Origin of the sequence: Paenibacillus ihuae, from assembly GCF_001368795.1 — a bacterium.
Taxonomy (GTDB): Bacteria; Bacillota; Bacilli; order Paenibacillales; family Paenibacillaceae; genus Paenibacillus_AQ; species Paenibacillus_AQ ihuae.
Genome location: NZ_LN831198.1, coordinates 4,022,213 through 4,041,056, shown reverse-complemented (window position 1 = coordinate 4,041,056; position 18,844 = coordinate 4,022,213). Strand labels below are relative to the sequence as shown.

General features: G+C 48.7%; 15 protein-coding genes. All 15 read left to right on the top strand.

Going from position 1 to position 18,844, the window contains the following annotated elements; translation table 11 throughout:
• Positions 1-193 precede the first annotated feature (193 nt).
• The gene (locus AQR02_RS18675; RefSeq protein WP_054941763.1) at positions 194-1,171 is read left to right on the top strand and encodes a ketopantoate reductase family protein; all 978 of its coding nucleotides are present in this window, start codon (positions 194-196) and stop codon (positions 1,169-1,171) included.
• Between the two features lie 6 nt (positions 1,172-1,177).
• On the top strand, positions 1,178-1,501 hold the full coding sequence (locus tag AQR02_RS18670; RefSeq protein ID WP_082451905.1) for a DUF3397 family protein: 324 nt from the start codon (positions 1,178-1,180) through the stop codon (positions 1,499-1,501).
• A 212-nt stretch (positions 1,502-1,713) separates the two neighbouring features.
• Complete coding sequence (locus AQR02_RS18665) at positions 1,714-3,438, top strand: peptide ABC transporter substrate-binding protein (RefSeq protein WP_054941762.1); 1,725 nt, start codon at positions 1,714-1,716, stop codon at positions 3,436-3,438.
• Between the two features lie 216 nt (positions 3,439-3,654).
• Positions 3,655-4,587: an ABC transporter permease gene (locus AQR02_RS18660; RefSeq protein WP_054941761.1), complete on the top strand. Its 933-nt coding sequence runs from the start codon at positions 3,655-3,657 to the stop codon at positions 4,585-4,587.
• 20 nt (positions 4,588-4,607) lie between these two features.
• The gene (locus tag AQR02_RS18655) at positions 4,608-5,534 is read left to right on the top strand and encodes an ABC transporter permease (protein ID WP_054942165.1); all 927 of its coding nucleotides are present in this window, start codon (positions 4,608-4,610) and stop codon (positions 5,532-5,534) included.
• Positions 5,535-5,547: 13 nt separating this feature from the next.
• Complete coding sequence (locus tag AQR02_RS18650; RefSeq protein WP_054941760.1) at positions 5,548-6,543, top strand: ABC transporter ATP-binding protein; 996 nt, start codon at positions 5,548-5,550, stop codon at positions 6,541-6,543.
• A complete protein-coding gene (locus tag AQR02_RS18645; RefSeq protein ID WP_054941759.1) occupies positions 6,540-7,460 on the top strand; it encodes an ABC transporter ATP-binding protein in 921 nt (306 codons plus the stop codon). The genes AQR02_RS18650 and AQR02_RS18645 overlap by 4 nt, the downstream gene beginning before the upstream one ends.
• A 161-nt stretch (positions 7,461-7,621) precedes the next feature.
• Entirely contained in the window at positions 7,622-9,253 is a 1,632-nt protein-coding gene (bshC, locus tag AQR02_RS18640) for a bacillithiol biosynthesis cysteine-adding enzyme BshC (RefSeq protein WP_054941758.1), read from the top strand.
• A 324-nt stretch (positions 9,254-9,577) separates the two neighbouring features.
• Complete coding sequence (locus tag AQR02_RS18635; protein WP_054941757.1) at positions 9,578-10,849, top strand: adenosylhomocysteinase; 1,272 nt, start codon at positions 9,578-9,580, stop codon at positions 10,847-10,849.
• Positions 10,850-11,039: 190 nt separating this feature from the next.
• Positions 11,040-11,477, top strand: a complete 438-nt coding sequence (gene mraZ / locus AQR02_RS18630) for a division/cell wall cluster transcriptional repressor MraZ (RefSeq protein ID WP_038595376.1) — start codon at positions 11,040-11,042, stop codon at positions 11,475-11,477.
• A 39-nt stretch (positions 11,478-11,516) separates the two neighbouring features.
• Positions 11,517-12,470 carry a 16S rRNA (cytosine(1402)-N(4))-methyltransferase RsmH gene (gene rsmH, locus AQR02_RS18625; RefSeq protein ID WP_054941756.1) on the top strand — a complete coding sequence of 318 codons (954 nt, stop codon included), beginning with the start codon at positions 11,517-11,519 and terminating at the stop codon, positions 12,468-12,470.
• A gap of 26 nt (positions 12,471-12,496) precedes the next feature.
• Entirely contained in the window at positions 12,497-12,892 is a 396-nt protein-coding gene (locus tag AQR02_RS18620; RefSeq protein WP_054941755.1) for a hypothetical protein, read from the top strand.
• A gap of 43 nt (positions 12,893-12,935) precedes the next feature.
• Positions 12,936-15,161: a penicillin-binding transpeptidase domain-containing protein gene (locus AQR02_RS18615; protein WP_054941754.1), complete on the top strand. Its 2,226-nt coding sequence runs from the start codon at positions 12,936-12,938 to the stop codon at positions 15,159-15,161.
• A 403-nt stretch (positions 15,162-15,564) separates the two neighbouring features.
• Positions 15,565-17,490: a stage V sporulation protein D gene (locus AQR02_RS18610; protein ID WP_054941753.1), complete on the top strand. Its 1,926-nt coding sequence runs from the start codon at positions 15,565-15,567 to the stop codon at positions 17,488-17,490.
• Between the two features lie 50 nt (positions 17,491-17,540).
• Positions 17,541-18,844, top strand: a 1,304-nt coding sequence (locus tag AQR02_RS18605) for a UDP-N-acetylmuramoyl-L-alanyl-D-glutamate--2,6-diaminopimelate ligase (protein ID WP_245237541.1), incomplete at its 3' end; no start/stop codon positions are given.

Sequence of the window (18,844 nt, the reverse complement as noted above, 5' to 3'; positions counted from 1 at the left end):
GAAATGAAAACAAGATTCAAAATGGATGCGAACGGAAATCTGGAACGGATTGAATAATGGAATAACAGTCTGTCCCGGTTAAAAGCCGCAAACGAATGCCGCCAGGCAAACGTATTGCGGCTTTTATTTTTGCTTTCGCAAGCAGCAGCGGGCTATAATGAGGGAAATTATTGGAAGGATGCGTTAGTTAGCCATGATAATTGATATTATCGGTGCAGGATCAATGGGGCTGCTGCTCGCGGGAAAGCTTATCCATGCCGGAGCCGGGATCAGAATATGGTGCCGGAGTTCAGAACAGTCAGAAGCGCTGAAGAAGGAGGGATTAACAGTCAGCTATGAGGACGGAACAGCACCTGTCTTCATCCCGGGGAAGGAAATCTTTGCTGCTCCGGCAAGTGCATTTGCGGATACTGTCTTGCGAGAGCCTGGAGATTGGGTGGTCATCACACTCAAGCAGCAGGCTTTTCATGAGAAATTGCCTGAAATGCTGTTTCCGCTAAAGAACAAAAGCCTACAAATGGTTTGTTTTCAAAATGGATGCGGACACCTGGAACGGCTGCAGGAACTAATGCCATATGCGTCTATCTGGGCAGCAGTGACTACTGAAGCGGCCAAAAGGAAGACATTAACAAAGGTTATTCATGCTGGCAGAGGGGAAACATGGATTGGAGAAGGGGGACCCGGCGGATCTGGTCCTGAACGGGAAATGCCGGTACATGCTCCGGCAGCAATAAGTTTGGTGGAAACACTCCTAACAGCAGGATTCTCCGCCTCTGTGTCGAAAGAAGTGAATACCATGATTTACCGGAAGCTCTTAATCAATGCTGTGATCAATCCGCTTACGGCGGTGTGGCGCATACAGAACGGTGAGCTGCTGGCTTCTGAACAGCGGATGCTGGTCATGAAGGAACTGTATGCGGAAGCGATTACTGTATTTGATGCCTGTGGAATTGCCCATGAGGAGAATACCTGGGACAGCATTATAGAAGTATGCCGGGCAACTTCGGGCAATAACTCCTCGATGCTTGCCGATGTGCTCTCCTCAAGAGCAACAGAAATCCGCTGGATTAACGGAAGCATTGTGGATCTGGCAGAGCGCCGGGGGATTCAGGTTCCACTGCATCGCTGGATTTGCCAGCTTGTTGAAGGCATGAGTGCGAGAGAGAGGTGAGGCTGTTTGGAGTTGTTGCAAAATTCATTTATTACATTAGGTGTAATTCCGGTTGTTCCTTTTTTTATCGTTTATTTTATTGGAATGGGCCTCAAACAGGATAAAAGAAAGAACTTATTACTGGCAATGGACGTAACCACATTATTTTTATTACTATCGGTTTCGGCTTTATTCAACATCCTCTTTCATGCGAAATTCGGGTTTTACTTTATACTGCTTATTGTATTAATATCCGCTGGACTGATTGGCGGAGCCCAAAACCGGATCAAAGGAAAAGTTGATGGGAAGCGGTTATTCCGGGCGGTTTGGCGACTTTCCTTCTTTTTTTAAGTTCTATGTATGTACTTTTTATGGTTGTAGTCCTCATTCAATACATATCACAAGCGATGTAATGTTCCACTGCTCCGGTGAAGCGTCAATGTCACAAAATTTTTAAGTTTTAAAAAAAATGTGTTTTCAGAAAATATTGCTCTAGATTTTTTTGACCACTGGTTGTATAATCATAAACCATATACCACATTCTATTTAGGGGGAACTGCTAGATGAAGAAGAGTAAAAGTCTTTTGCTCATGATTGCAATTGTTCTGGTAATCGGCACAGTGCTTGCTGGTTGCGGATCGAACAACAATGCAAACAATGGCAACAACGCTGCCGCGACTAACAACGCCACGGCTACCGACAATGCAGGTACGAACACAGGCAACACTGGTGACGAGAAATTGGCTGCTGACCAAACGCTTAAAATCAACCTGAGCTCCGAGCCTCCTACTTTTGACCCGCAACAAGCTCAAGACAGCACATCGAACGCTATCTTGAAATTGATGTATGAAGGACTTACCCGTCAAAATGCAGAAACAGGACAAGCTGAAGAAGGCGTTGCAGAATCCTGGGACATTTCCGCCGACGGCCTCGTGTACACTTTCCATCTTCGCGACTCCAAATGGAGCAACGGTGACGCTGTAACTGCTAACGATTTTGCTTATGCTTGGCAACGTGTCCTTGATCCAAATGCAGAACAAGCTGCTCCTTACGCTTACCAGCTGTATTACATCAAAGGTGCAGAAGATTTCAACACTGGCAAAATCACTGATTTCAGCCAAGTTGGTATCAAAGTAATTGATGAAAAAACACTTGAGGTAACCCTGGCTAACCCAACACCTTACTTCTTGGGTCTGCTGTCTTTCTATACGTACTACCCAGTACACAGCTCCGTTAAAGATAATGCAAAATGGGCAACTGCGGTTGATACTCAAATCACCAATGGTCCTTTCACATTGACTGAATGGACAACTGGCCAATCCTTGGCTGTAACTAAGAACCCTACTTACTACGCAGCTGATGCAATCAAAGCACAAAAAATCAACTTCTCTATCGTAAACAGCGGTGCAACTGAACTGCTGAGCTACAAGAACGGCGAACTTGACCGTGCAGGCGGCCCAATCGGTGAAATTCCAACCGAGCAACTGCCAATCGTAGCAAAAGAACTGCCTAACGAATTCGCAAGAAAAGGTATCGCGAGCGTTTACTATTACCAGTTCAACGTAACAGAAAAACCATTTACTAACGTTAAAATCCGTAAAGCCTTGGCAATGGCGATTGAGCGCCAGCCAATCATCGATAACATCACACTGGGCGGACAACTGCCGGCATTCGGCTTCGTACCTCCAGGTATCCAGAGCAATGAACAAGAATTCCGTACTGCAGTAGCTGATTCCCAGTACTTCAGTGAAGATCTTACAGAAGCTAAGAAATTGCTTGATGAAGGTCTGAAAGAAGAAGGTCTTGATAAACTGCAATTCACAATCACTTACAACACAAGTGAAGGCCACCAGAAGATTGCTGTAGCCATTGCTGACCAATGGAAAAAAGCTCTCGGCGTAGAAGTTAAGCTGGAAAACAAAGAGTGGGGTGTCTTCATCGAAGACAGACACAACCTGAACTACCAAGTAGCACGTGCCGGCTGGTCCGCGGATTACAATGATCCAATGACTTACCTGGATATGTGGGTAACTGGCGGCGGTAACAACGATAGCGGTTATTCCAACGCTGATTATGACAAACTGATTCAAGAAGCTAAATCTTCTGCTGACAATGCACTTCGTCAAGAGAAATTCGTAGCTGCTGAAAAAATCCTGATGGATGACATGGTTGTCATTCCAATCTACTATTACACTAACAACTCCCTGACTAAAGAGTACCTTAAAGGTGTAACTCTTGACTTCAGCGGTGCAATCGACCTGTCCCGTGCTTACCTGCTTGAGCACTAGGACCCAACAAAAATAATCTAATACAGTAATATAATAGTCTGAAGTTTTTATATTACTTCGGGATATATATGTGGAACTCCATATATATCCCTTTTTTTTGTATAAGGTACTAAATGTGATTATTTGGGAGAAATAGAAATTTGATCAAATGGACAAATGAATATTTTTTCCTTACAATAGGTAAGTAAAAAAATGTCGAAGGAGGTGATGGCGGGCATGTTTCGTTATATTTTCAACAGATTTCTCCACATGGTAATTTCACTGTTTGTTTTGATTTCTGCGACCTTTTTCCTAATGAAGGCAATTCCGGGGGATCCGTTCACAGCTGAGAAAAAAATTCCTGAACAAATTTTGCAGCGTCTATATGCGCAGTATAATTTGGACAAGCCCGTCTTTGAGCAGTACGTGCTTTATCTGAAGAACATTCTTAAGGGTGACCTGGGCATTTCAATGAAGATGCTTAATCAGGAAGTAACCCACATTATCGGACAGACTTTCTCCTCATCGCTTAAGCTTGGGGTTGTCGCTATTATTGTAGCGGTTATCGTAGGTGTAACGTTGGGGATGCTTGCGGCTTTATATCACCGTAAGCTGATTGATAATGTCGCAATGGTATTGGCTGTTCTCGGTATTGCGGTACCGAGCTTTGTTGTGGCTTCACTGCTGCAATATTTACTGGCTTATCATTGGAAAGTATTCCCCGTAATGGGCTTCAAAGGGCCGATGAATTATTTCTTGCCGGTTATGGCACTGACGGCATCACCAATAGCCGTAATAGCCCGTCTTACCCGCTCCAGCATGCTGGAGGTATTGCATTCCGATTACATTAAGACCGCAAAGGCTAAGGGTCTGAGCTGGTTTTCGATTTTGTCCCGTCACGTACTGCGCAATGGTATTCTGCCGGTAATTACTTATGTTGGGCCAATGACGGCGAACATTATTACCGGTTCGGTTGTTATTGAACAAATCTTCGGTATTGGCGGTATCGGTAAACAGTTCGTTCAGGCTATTAATACCCGTGATTATCCGATCATTATGGGCATCACCATTTTCTACGGCGTTATCCTGATGGTTGCACGTTTCCTTACGGACGTCGCTTATGTTGCGGTTGATCCGCGTATCAAACTTGCTGGTGGAAAGGAGGACTAACGTTGGCTGCTAATAACAATATGGTTAAACAGATAGAACTGAAGCCTGAGGACTTTCGCAAAATTGGCATTGATGAGAAAGAAGCAGAAGTAATTCAGCGTGAAAGCCTTTCCGCGTGGCAGGATGCTTGGGAGCGTCTGCGTCAGAATAAGCTGGCTATGACAGCGCTTATTATCATGCTTTTAATTGTAATTATGGCCATTGTAGCACCACATCTGGTTCCTTATACTTATGATTCGAATGATTTGATGAGCACAAATAAGGGGCCATCATGGGATCACCTATTTGGTACGGATGATTTCGGTCGTGACGTATTTGTCCGCACCTGGATGGGTGCCCGCATCTCGCTCATTGTTGGTCTTGCGGCCGCATGTATCGACTTGATCTTCGGTGTTATTTACGGTGGAATTATGGGTTTCTTCGGCGGACGCATTGATACTATAATGAACAAGTTTTCCGAAATTTTATATTCGATTCCCTACCTGCTGGTAGTCATTATGCTCCTTGTAGTATTTGAGCCGAGTTTGTGGACTATTATACTTGCCCTGACCATTACAGGCTGGATCAACATGTCTTGGATTGTACGCGGCGAAATTATGCAGCTCAAAAACCGCGAATTCATCTTGGCCTCCCGCTCGATGGGTGCAGACTGGAAACGCTTGTTGTTCAAGCACCTGCTGCCAAATGCAATGGGACCTATCATCGTTACTGTTACACTTTCCGTACCAAGTGCGATTTTCTCTGAAGCATTCCTGAGTTTCCTTGGTTTGGGTGTACAAGCACCTGTTGCTTCCTTGGGTTCGATGATCAATGACTCGCTTACAGGCTGGATGTACTATCCTTGGCGCATGATTTTCCCTGCGCTGGTTATCAGCTTGACCATGCTTTCCTTTAACATTTTTGGTGATGGACTGCGCGATGCATTGGATCCTAAGCTGAAGAAATAGGAGGTGATCATTGATGGAACCCATTCTGCAAGTCAAAGATTTGCATGTCTCCTTTTTTGTGAAAGGCGGAGAAGTACAGGCTGTCCGCGGTATGAATTTTGAAGTAGGCAAAGGCGAAACAGTTGCTATTGTCGGTGAATCCGGAAGTGGCAAGAGCGTTACCGCACAATCGATTATGCGCCTGATCCCTACCCCGCCCTCGAAAGTGAAAAAGGGTGAAATAATTTTTCAAGGACAGAATCTGCTGGACAAAAGCATGAAACAAATGGAACATATTCGCGGCAAAGATATTGGCATGATATTTCAAGACCCGATGACTTCTTTAAACCCAACTATCAAAGTGGGCAAACAGATAACCGAAGTTTTGATCAAACATCAGAAAATGTCAGCGGCCGAAGCGACCAAGCAAGGTATCGAGATGCTTAAATTAGTAGGTATCAAGAATGCGGAGGCTCGCTTTTACCAATATCCCCACGAATTCTCCGGCGGTATGCGTCAACGTGTGATGATCGCCATTGCACTAGCCTGTCGCCCGGCGTTGCTCATTGCGGACGAGCCGACAACGGCGCTTGATGTAACCATTCAGGCGCAAATCATGGATGTTATGAAAGAGATGCAGCAAAAGCTTGGGACCTCCATTATCCTGATTACACATGATCTTGGAGTGGTTGCCGGCATGTGTGACCGGGTCATCGTTATGTATGCCGGTGAAGTAGTGGAACAAGGGACCAGGTGGGAAATCTTTAAAAATCCACAGCATCCGTATACCAAGGGCTTGCTGAGGTCGATGCCCCGTCTGGACCACAGGAAGGGTGAGCCGCTGATTCCAATCACCGGTACTCCCCCGGATTTAATTAAACCGCCGATCGGTTGTCCGTTTACAGCGCGTTGCAGTGAAGCGATGCATGTCTGCGAACAAATCGATCCCGGTGCTACAGAATTCAGCGAAACGCATGTGGCGCGCTGCTGGAATCTGCATTCGATGGCCAAGGAGGTGCAGTACGTTTGAGTAAGAACCTGATTGAAGTTGAAGGTCTTAAGAAGTATTTTAATGTAGGTAAAGGTAAAGTTCTTAAGGCTGTTGATAATATTAATTTCTCGATCCGCGAAGGTGAAACCCTTGGAATGGTAGGGGAATCCGGATGCGGTAAGACTACTGCCGGCCGTACGGTTCTTCGTCTCTATGAACCTACTGCGGGAAGCGTGAAGTACAATGGCACTGATATCTATAAATTGTCCCCGGGTAAAATGAAGGCACTGCGCCGAGATATGCAAATGATCTTTCAGGACCCCTACGCTTCGCTTAATCCGCGGCTTACCGTTTCCGATATCATCGGCGAAGCATTGGACATCCATGGTATGGCAGGCAGCCGGGCAGAACGCAAAAAACGGATTGAAGAGCTGCTGGATCTTGTAGGTTTGAACCATGACCACTCAACCCGCTATCCGCATGAATTCTCGGGCGGACAACGCCAGCGTATCGGGATTGCGCGTTCACTTGCAGTTAATCCTAAATTCATCGTTTGTGATGAACCAATCTCTGCACTTGACGTTTCCATTCAGGCACAGGTTGTCAACCTGCTGAAGGAACTGCAGGATCGTCTGGGTCTGACGTATCTCTTTATCGCGCATGACTTGTCTATGGTTAAACATATAAGTGACCGTGTAGCGGTTATGTACCTGGGCAGAATGGTGGAACTGGCAGAGAGTGAAGAACTGTACGCCAACCCGATTCACCCCTACACCAAATCATTATTGTCCGCGATTCCGATTCCGGATCCGGAGGTTGAAGCCAGCAAGAAACGCATTATTCTGCACGATGAGCTGGGTAGTCCAATATTTGCGGCTGGCACGAAATCGAATGACAGCGACTTCGAACTCGTGGAAGTATCCAAGGGTCACTTTGTCGCCAAACAATTTGCATAATCATCAGTAGTAATTCATGTAGGCGGGAGCGTTCAGCTCCCGCCTCTTATGCTTAAGCGGTATTCCTTTGACGCCGCTCCTTACTTTGGATACAATCATATAGAGTTTATGGACCTAATGTTTACATACAGCAGGAATAGAAGAACGGGAGGCAATTGCACATGAATGTAGCACCGGAACCGCTACCGGGCGGATCTGCGCTCGCACGCGATTATATAGACCGCTATGAATCGGTAGGCCATTTGTACGGCGGAGATTTCAGAAATGAAGAGAGCAGAAGGAAGCGGGCAGAGTGGCTGGATGGCAGTGAGGATCAGCGTGCCAGCCGTGCTGAGGTAGCTTCAGTGTTGCGCCTTTATAACGAACGTCATAATTCCTCTCCTGAGGTAATGGCATCACTTGCGCTCCTTGAGCAGCCTGGAACACTGGTGATTTCCGGCGGGCAGCAAAGCGGCCTCTTCACAGGACCGCTCTTCGTTGTATATAAGGCGATGACAACCATTCTGGCGGCTAAAGAAGCCGCAGCCCGGCTGGGGCGGCCTGTCGTTCCGTTATTCTGGATCGCCGGAGAGGATCATGACTGGGATGAGGTGAATCATACCTATGTTTTGAACCGGACGGGTGAGATTGCCAAAATCAAGCTGGACAAACCTGAAGGGCCGCGCGCTTCAGTCAGCGGAATCACGGTAGAGGAGCATAGCTGGCAGCAGGTTACTGAACTGCTTGAGGGTATGCTGCAGGAAAGTGAATTTAAACCGCAAATCATGGAGTTTATCCGTACTTCCTCAGATGCAGCATGCAGTATGAGTGATGCTTTTGCTAAGCTAATGGGTTCTTTGTTCGGCAAATTCGGCCTTATTCTGCTTGACTCTGCCGATCCGGTGCTGCGCAGGCTGGAGCGTCCATTCTTCAAGGCACTGATTGAACGGAATGATGAGCTGGAAGCCGCATACAAGGAGACGGCTGCGAATATTATTGCCGCTGGTTATGAACTTCAGGCGGATGTGACACCGGGCAATGCCAATCTTTTCTATATACATGAAGGAGCGCGGCTTCTGCTGCATAAATCGGAAGGAAGGTTCAGCGACCGTAAAGGAGAGATCTCTTTTTCACGGGAGGAGCTGCTGATGATCCTGGATGAGCATCCGGAACGGTTCAGCAACAATGTTCTGACCCGCCCGCTGATGCAGGATTATATCCTTCCGGTTCTGGCAACCGTACTCGGACAAGGGGAAATGGCTTACTGGGCGATTCCGCGCGATGCGTTTCATGTGGTTGGCGGACAGATGCCGCTGATTCTGCCGCGGATGTCTTTCACTGTAATAGAAGGTACACTCCACAAGCATATGGATAAATACGGACTCTCGTTTGCGGATGTCCGAGCCGGCCTTGAGGGGAAACGGAAGGAGTGGCTGGCGGCCCAGGATGAACTGGAGCTTGGACGGCGGTTCGAGGAGACCAAAGAAGCCTTCTCCGCAATGTATGAGCCGCTGATCGAACAGCTCGGAAGCATTCAGGCCGGACTGCTGAAACTCGGCAACAACAATAAAGAGAAAATTCTCGATCAGATTGCCTTTCTGCAAGGAAAAGCCATGGATGCGATGGAAAAGCAGAATGAAGCAGCGCTCCGCCAGTGGGAACGGATTGAGCTGTCGCTCATGCCTGCAGGCAAGCTGCAGGAGAGAGTATACAATATTATGTATTACTTGAACCGGTATGGCCTGTCCTGGCTGGATGAGCTGATGACAATCCCGGCGGATTACAGCGGAACTCACCGGATTATTTATATGTAGGAACATGGTTGGCGCTGCAGTTTTTTGCTGGTGGGAGTAAAATCAATGCATCTTAGAATGAACTAAAACTTGAGATAAGAAAGGAACAACGGAGGGGAATTTTGGAACTGTAGGAGCGATAGCGTCCGCCTAGAAGCTTTCCGCAGGAAAGCTAGCATCGAAAGCATAAGCAGTCTGTGGATTTCAACCGCGAATAGCGGTACGAATCAAGAAATCTGCAGACAACAGCGGCCGGAAGTCCAAATATTCTCTGGAGTTGTGACTAATTCGTTCTCCATAGCTTTAGGTTTATTCTTCAATGCAAAACTAATAGGAGGTTTTCAAATGAATCCATTGTCGAAAGAAAATAGTATTGTTGCAGATATGTCGCTAGCACCCGAGGGGCATCTCAAAATCGACTGGGTCCGCCAGCATATGCCGGTGCTGAACCGCATCCGTGAACAATTTGAAGCCGAGCAGCCGTTCAAGGGGCTGAAGGTGTCGATTACCCTGCATTTGGAGGCGAAAACGGCCTATCTGGCTAAGGTAGTTCAAGCAGGTGGCGCAGAAGTTACGATTACCGGTTCCAATCCGCTCTCGACACAGGACGATGTCTGTGCGGCGCTTGTCGAAGACGGGATTACAGTATTCGCCAAATACAATCCTTCTCCGGAAGAGTTCAAAGCGCTGAATATTAAGGCGCTGGAGAGCAAACCGGACCTGATTATCGACGATGGCGGTGATTTTGCAACACTGCTGCATTCGGAGCGGCCCGACCTGATGGAGAACATCCGCGGCGGGGCAGAAGAGACAACAACCGGAATTATCCGGCTCAAAGCCTTGCAGAAGCAAGGCATCCTGAAGTTCCCGATGGTAGCAGTCAATGATGCTTACTGTAAGTATCTTTTCGATAACCGTTATGGTACCGGGCAATCAGCATGGGACGGCATCGTCCGCACAACCAACCTGATTGTAGCCGGCAAAACAGTCGTTGTAGTGGGTTACGGCTGGTGCGGCAAGGGTGTAGCTATGCGGGCCAAAGGCCTCGGCGCTAATGTCATCGTGACCGAAGTCGATGCAATCAAAGCTGTTGAAGCTCACATGGACGGCTTCCATGTAATGCCGATGCTGGAAGCGGCTAAACGCGGTGATTTCTTCGTGACTGTTACAGGCAACCGTTATGTAATCCGCGGCGAGCACTACGATGTAATGAAGGACGGAGCCATCCTTTGCAACGCAGGGCATTTTGATGTGGAAGTGAACAAGCCGGAGCTGGCTGAACGTTCGGTTTCCCAGAGGACGGTGCGCAAAAACATCGAAGAGTACCAGCTGAAGGATGGCCGTAAGCTCTATCTGCTGGCAGAAGGCAGACTGGTCAATCTGGGTGCGGCAGACGGTCATCCGGCGGAAATTATGGATACCACCTTTGCACTGCAGGCACTGTCCCTCAAATATGTAAATGACAACTACAAGAATATCGGTGTCAAAGTGGAGAACGTTCCCTATGACCTGGATGAACAGGTGGCGCGTTACAAGCTTGAAAGCTTGGGAATTGCTATCGACAGTCTAACCCCGGCACAGATCGATTATTTGGACAGCTGGAATTTGAACGGTTAAGCGGTACAGTTTAAACACTAAAGCCTGGTGCCGACAAACGGCCCAGGTTATTTTTATGGAGACTTGACAAATAAGAAAAAATTACCTCACGTGTGAAAAAGGTTTTTGATTTTTAATGGCGAATCTATTATGCTTAGGTGGTGTGAAGTGGGGTAAAGTGGGGAATCGGTAACAAGGAGTGGGTAAAACGATGTTTATGGGGGAATTCCAGCATAGCATTGACGACAAAGGCCGGATCATTATCCCGGCTAAGTTCCGTGAATTGCTCGGAACCTCTTTCGTTGCGACCCGCGGCCTTGACTCCTGCCTGTTTGTTTATCCCATGGAAGAATGGGGAATCATGGAGCAAAAGCTCAAAAGCCTTTCACTGATGAAATCGGATGCCCGTGCATTCAGCCGCTTTTTTTTCTCGGGAGCGACCGAATGCGTCTGGGACAAGCAGGGCAGGGTAAATCTGCCGGGGAATTTGCGGCAATATGCCAAGCTGGACAAGGACTGTGTTATTCTGGGCGTTTCGAACCGGGTGGAGATCTGGAACAAGGAGCTATGGGAGCAGTACTTCGAACAGTCAGAGGAATCGTTCAACGAGATTGCCGAAAAATTGGTTGATTTCAATTTTGATCTATAAAACATACACAATTCGAATACTGCCCTGGAGGGATGCAGCTTGTTTCACCACATCACGGTGCTTAAAGAAGAAGCGACAGAAGGGCTGCACATCAAGAAGGACGGCATTTATGTCGACTGTACACTTGGAGGAGCGGGACACAGTTCGCTTATTGCGTCCAAGCTTAGCGGCTGCGGCCGGCTCATCTGTCTGGATCAGGATGATTGGGCCCTGGAGAATGCCAGAGAACGCCTGGCTGAATACGGAGAGAAGGTGGTTCTGGTTAAGACCAACTTCCGTGACCTTGAACAGGTCCTGAAGACTCTTCCGTTTGTTCCGCAAAAAGACGGTGTACCCCAGGTAGACGGCATACTGTTTGACCTTGGCGTATCTTCACCCCAGTTTGATGAAGGGGAGCGGGGGTTCAGCTATAACCACGATGCCCCGCTTGATATGCGGATGGATCAGTCCGCAGACTTGACCGCAGCCGAAATAGTTAACACATGGCCCGAACAGGAAATCGCCCGAGTGCTTTTCCAATATGGAGAAGAGAAGTTCTCACGGCGGATTGCCCGGAAAATTGTGGAGAGGCGTGAGGAGCGTCCGGTAGAGAGTACCGGAGAATTGGCCGAGCTGATCAAGGAGGGCATTCCCGCAGCCGCGCGGAGAACGGGAGGACATCCTGCGAAACGCAGTTTTCAAGGACTCAGGATTGCAGTTAATGATGAGCTGGGAGCGTTTGAAGAAGGACTGCATGGAGCTGTACGCTGCCTGGCGCCGGAGGGAAGAGTGTCAGTCATTACTTTTCACTCGCTGGAGGACCGGATTTGCAAGCAGATTTTCAGCAGCTATTTGAGCAGATGTACTTGTCCGCCTGACTTTCCATTTTGCGTTTGCGGCGCCGAAGGCACGCTCAAGTTAATAAACCGTAAGCCGCTGGTTCCTTCCGAGGAAGAACTTGAGCTTAACCCGCGCGCCCGTTCAGCGAAATTACGCGTTGCAGAGAAATTGTAAAATACGACGATAAAGGAGAGTCAGAGATGGCCTATACCCGCGGCAATTTAGCAGTCCAACCCAAGAGAAAACAAGAGGTAAACCCGCTTTACCGCGAGAAGACGAAAGTTGTCACCAGACGGATGGTGCTGCCGACACAGGAGAAGCTTTTGTATATGCTGACACTGGGGGCATTTGTGCTGGTAGCTGTCGCCCTGATTTGGCGTTACGTCCATATTTATGATTTGAATATGCAGGCTCAGAAGCTGGACAGCAAGATCGCTGAAACTCAAAAGCAAATTGCCACTTATCAAATGGAGAAGCAGTCTTTAGAGCAGCTGGTGGCCGCGAAAGCTGAAAAGCTGGGCTATATTCAGCCGCCTGAAGATTCCACAATCTATGTATCCGCTAAAGGTACGGCAGCTGACGGAAACGACAATTAGCGGCTGACAGCAGCCGCAATAATAGAGTTTGTGAGGTTTCCTTATGGTAAAGAGAATCAAACTTCGCACGCTGTTTATAGGAGGGTGTATTACCCTCTTTTTTCTTGTTTTAGTTGCCAGGGTATTCTGGATTCAGGTGCTGCAAAACGATTTCTGGCATGAAAAGGCAATTACCCAATGGGCGCATACCTCAGTCATCAAAGCTAAGCGGGGAACGATCGAAGACCGCAATGGAAGTGTTCTGGCCAGCGATGTTCCGGCTTACACGGTTGTTGTGAACCCTGAGGTCATAGCGGAGCAGGGGCTCGGTGAAGAGGTAATTCAGGGGCTCCACGAACTGCTGGGCAAACCGGAGAATGAACTGAAGGCGCTGGTCGAAGCCAAGGATAAGAACGGGAACCACCTCAAGAACCGTGAAATCCGCAATGAAGGCTGGAAGATTGACAAGGAGCTTGCGGATAAGGTGAAGGAATTCTACGAAGGTCTGGAAGAAGAGCATGATATTCTCGAGACCGGGGTCGGACTTATCACGGAGCAGAAACGCTATTATCCGAAGGATTCTTTGGCTGCGCATATTTTGGGCTATACCAACCGGGACGGCGTTGCCATCATGGGGCTGGAAAAATATTTTGACGAGAAGCTCAAGGGAACCAACGGCGAGCTCAATTATCAGAGTGACGGCAAGGGGATTAAGCTTCCTGACTCTCAGGACACCTATCAGCCCGCGGTAAACGGGAGTAATTTCAAGCTGACCATTGACAGTATGATTCAACGTTATATTGAAGATGCGATGCAGAAGGCTTATGACCAGTACAAACCGAAGAGCATGACTGTTATTGCCGCGGATCCGAACACGATGGATATTCTCGGTATGGCGAACATGCCTACGTTTAATCCCAATGAATTCTGGAAGACAACAGATCAGGGAGACTTTTTGAATCATGCGATTAAATCGATCTACGAGCCCGGTTCCACCTTCAAAATTGTAACGCTGGCCGGGACGGTGCAGGAGAAGCTGTTTAATCCCGATGCCACCTTTAAGTCAGGTTCGATCCGTATCAAGGGCTACAGTAAAGCGCTCCATGACATCAACCGCTCCGGTTGGGGTGAGATTTCCTTTCTAGAAGGTGTAAAACGCTCCAGTAACGTTGCTTTTGTAAAGCTGGGTTATGAGATGCTGGGACAGGAACGGCTGACCCAGTATATTCATGATTTTGGGTTTGAAGAGAAAACTGGCATCGATCTGCCGGGAGAAGTCTCAGGCCGGGTAACACCGCAATATTCTGTTGAGTATGCCACACTGGCTTACGGACACGGGAAGGTACAGGTAACGCCAATCGAGCAGCTTACGGCAGTAGCCGCCATCGCGAACGGCGGTAAGCTGTTGGTGCCGCATGTCGTCAAGGAAGTGACCGATCCGAATACCGGAAAAACGACGGTCACCCAGCCAGAGGTTGTCCGTCAGGTTATCTCAGAGGCAAGTGCACGGGAGACCGGAAGCTATCTGGAGCAGGTTGTATCGGATCAGAGTATCGGTACCGGACGTCATGCCTACATTGAAGGCTACCGGGTAGCAGGTAAGACTGGTACAGCAATCAAGGTAGAGGGTCAGGATTACGTGAAGTCCAAGGTGCTTGTATCCTTTATCGGGTATGCCCCGGTTAATGATCCGAAGATCGCGGTTATCGTCATTATCGATGAACCAAACGTTGAGGTTGGCGGCGGTACCGCAGCAGCGCCGGTCTTCAAAGAAATCGTTTCGCAGTCCCTCCAGTATATGGGCGTACCCAAAACGGTTGAAAGTACAAAGGAAGCGGGTACGAAGGTGACACAAACTGCTGCAGTGCCGCAGCGTTCTACACCGGATTTAACCGGCAAAACGGTTAAGGATGCCAGGGAGCTCTTGCTCGATCAGGGATATGATTTTGAAACGGTCGGCGGAGGGGCAAATGTAGTAAGCCAGTATCCGGAGAAGGGCACCCTGCTCGCTTCGGGCCAGCGGATCTATTTGCTTAGCCAGCAGGGGGATCAAACGGCCATCCCTGATTTGCGCGGGCAGTCACTGCGTGATGCGCTGGAGGTTCTTAATCTGCTGAAGGTCGGCATTGCGGTTGAAGGTGAAGGGTATGTCACAGAGCAGACCGAATCAGATCAGAATGGCAAAAAGCTGGTGACCCTGAAGCTCAGTCCGCTCAATGAATACGGAGAGGAAATTCCTGTTACAGCCGCAGATGACGATGCAGCGGGTTCTGAGGATAGCGGAGGCTAACAAAAGCAGTTGGGCGTTAAAACCCGATTATACCCAAAATCACCTATATAAATTGAACTTGGAAATAACCATGTAGGGAAAAGTGGCGGAAGGGAATTTTGGAACTGTAGGAGCGGAAGCGTCCGCCTGAAAGCTTTGCGAAGAAAAGCTCGCTACGGAAGCATAAGCTGTCTGCGGATTTCCACCGCGAACAGCGGTATAGAATCAAGAAATCTGTAGACGGGCAGCGGCCGGAAGTCCAAACATTCTCTGCAGACACGGCCAATCCCAAAATACAAAATCACAAGTTCAATCTATATAGTTAGCTGTGCCAAATAGTGAGGCTTGTTCTAAGCCCTGTTTGTCCCGAATAGTCATGAAGATAAGAGATCATGTCTATACGAGCGAAAGCGGGGAGAACGGAATGAAGGTTTCGAAAGTCGTAACTCGGCGGAGAATGCTGTGGACACTGCTGGGACTGGCTGTATTGTTCAGTTCACTGGCCGTACGTCTTGCCTATGTGCAGCTCTTTCAAGGTGAGAAGCTAAGCGCTAAGGCTGAGGAGTCGTGGCGTCGTAATATTCCGTATACCGCAAAGCGCGGTGAAATATTGGACCGCGAAGGCGTCGCGCTGGCCTACAATGTCAGCTCGCCTACGGTTTATGCGGTTCCCGTACAGGTGAAGGATAAGCAAATGACGGCACAGCAGCTGGCTCCGCTTCTTGGCATGACCGAAGAGAAGCTGGCAGCTTTAATGTCCAAACGTGAGATGTCGGTGAAGCTACAGCCCGGCGGCCGCAAAATTACGATGGAGCTTGCCGCGAGCATCCGTGATTTGCAGCTGCCGGGCATCGTTGTGGCTGAGGATAACAAGCGTTACTATCCCTTCGGAGATTTGGCAGCACATATTCTCGGGTTCACCGGGATTGATAATCAGGGGATTACCGGAGTAGAAAGCATATACGATAAGCTTCTTAAAGGAATAGAAGGCAATGTGAGTTATTTGTCCGATGCGGGCGGACGGCTGATGCCAGGCTCCTCAGAGAAATATTCTAAACCTCAGGAAGGCCTCAGCCTGCAGCTGACGATTGATAAGCAAATTCAATCGATCATGGAACGCGAGCTGGATCAGGCAATGGTCAAATATCAGGCACAGGGCGCCTGGTCAATCGCGATGAATCCGAAGAACGGCGAAATTCTGGCCATGGCCAGCAGGCCGGGTTATGAACCTGGCGCTTACAAGGAATATAATGCAGAGGTCTATAACCGCAATCTGCCGATATGGATGACATATGAGCCGGGGTCAACGTTCAAGATTATTACCTTGGCTGCTGCGCTGGAAGAGAATAAAGTTGATTTGCAGAATGAGCATTTTTTTGATCCGGGATATATTGAGGTCGGAGGTGCGAAGCTGCGCTGCTGGAAAAAGGGCGGCCATGGCAGCCAGACCTTCCTTGAAGTGGTCGAAAATTCATGCAACCCCGGGTTTGTGGCACTGGGGCAGCGGCTTGGTAAAGATACCTTGTTCAAATATATCCGTGATTTTGGCTTCGGAACGAAGACAGGCATTGATTTGAACGGAGAAGCGAGCGGAATTCTGTTCAAGCCTTCCCAGGTCGGGCCGGTGGAACTGGCAACTACTGCTTTTGGCCAAGGGGTCTCGGTTACACCTATTCAGCAGATCGCAGCAGTGTCGGCAGCCATTAACGGCGGCAAACTGTTTACCCCCCATGTCGCCAAGGCCTGGATCAATCCGGAAACGGGTGAGACCGTATCGGAGGTTCAACCTAAGGAAGTGCGGCAAGTGATTTCGGAAGAAACGTCGAAGAAAGTGCGGGCTGCCCTCGAGAGCGTGGTTGCCAAAGGCACCGGGCGGCCGGCATTTATTGACGGCTACCGGGTGGGAGGTAAGACGGGGACGGCACAAAAGGTGATTAACGGCCGTTATTCTCCGACGGAGCACATTGTTTCTTTTGTCGGCTTTGCGCCAGCGGATGATCCGCAGATCGTAGTATACACCGCGGTTGATAATCCCAAAGGAATACAGTTCGGGGGCGTTGTAGCCGCTCCGATCGTACAGAATATTCTGGAGGATTCCCTGCATTATTTAAAGGTGCCGGAACGGAAAGATCAGCTTCCCAAAACCTATAAATACGGAGAAATTCCGATTGTTACAGTTCCCGATCTTACAGGCGCTACAGTACAGGATATTTATGAGGATCTGAATATGAACTTTACGCTTGCCCGTTCCGGGACTGGCAATACTGTAATTAATCAGGCTCCCAAGCCTGGGGCAAGAGTTGAACAGGGTTCAACCATCAGGATTTATATGGGTACTTCCAGTGAATGATAGTAGTAAGTATATCTTCTTATCCGAAATTGCAGAGTGAGGGATTAGTTATGAAAATTAAAGAATTATCTTCTTGTCTCGCGGCTTCGCGCTTGTACGGGGAAGGGGAAACTGAGATTTCAGATATTCAGGCGGATTCCCGGAAAGTTAAACCGGGTGACCTGTTTATCTGTCTCCCGGGTTTTACGGTGGATGGTCACGAATTTGCGCCGCAGGCGGCGGCAAACGGCGCTTCTGCTCTTGTCTGCGAACGGAAGCTGGACATAGATCTGCCTCAGCTAATCGTAGATGACTGCCGGTTTGCGATGTCCGTATTGTCCAATGCCTTCTTCGGTTCGCCGAGCAGCCGGATGAAGATGATTGGTGTGACCGGAACGAACGGTAAAACAACGACCACCTATCTGATCGAACGGATTATGGAGGATCATGGGGTAAAGACAGGGCTGATCGGTACGATCCAGTTGCGTTATGACGGCCAGACCTACACAGCGTCAGGTACTACACAAGAATCGCTTGAGCTTCAGCGCACGCTGAATGATATGGCTCTAAAGGGTGTAGAGTGCTGCGTGATGGAAGTATCTTCCCATGCGCTCCATCAGGGACGGGTGAAAGGTACGGATTACCGCACAGCTATTTTCACGAATTTAACCCAGGACCATCTGGATTACCATCATACGATGGAGGAATACCGCGCAGCAAAAGGGCTGTTCTTCTCACGTCTGGGAAATGTGATTTCACCATGGAAAGAAGAACGCAAATATGCCGTGCTGAATGCCGATGATGAGGCTGCTGCTTATTTTGCCGCCCAAACCGCAGCGGAAGTGATTACATACGGTATTGACAGCAAAGCGAATGTTAGAGCTTCGCAGATATCGATCACGTCAAAGGGAACTTTTTTCCATGTGGATACGTTTAAGGGAGAGGCTGACATTTCGCTGCGTATGGTCGGTAAGTTTAATGTCTACAATGCGCTTGCTGCAATTACAGCCGCACTGCTTGAAGATGTTCCGCTGGAAGAGATCAAGACCAGTCTGGAATCTGTAGCCGGTGTGGATGGACGTGTGGAGTCTGTCGATGCAGGCCAGGATTATGCTGTGATTGTAGACTATGCCCATACACCGGATGGCCTGGAGAATGTACTGAGAGCGGTCTGCGAATTTGCCGGCGGGAAGGTGCTGACTGTGTTCGGATGCGGCGGAGACAGAGATAAGACCAAACGGCCGCTCATGGGCAAGATTGCCGCGAAGTACAGCGATCATGTCTTTGTCACTTCCGACAACCCCCGGACGGAGGATCCGCTCTTGATTCTGCAGGATATCGAGGCCGGGCTGACAGAAGACGGCGTGGCACAGGA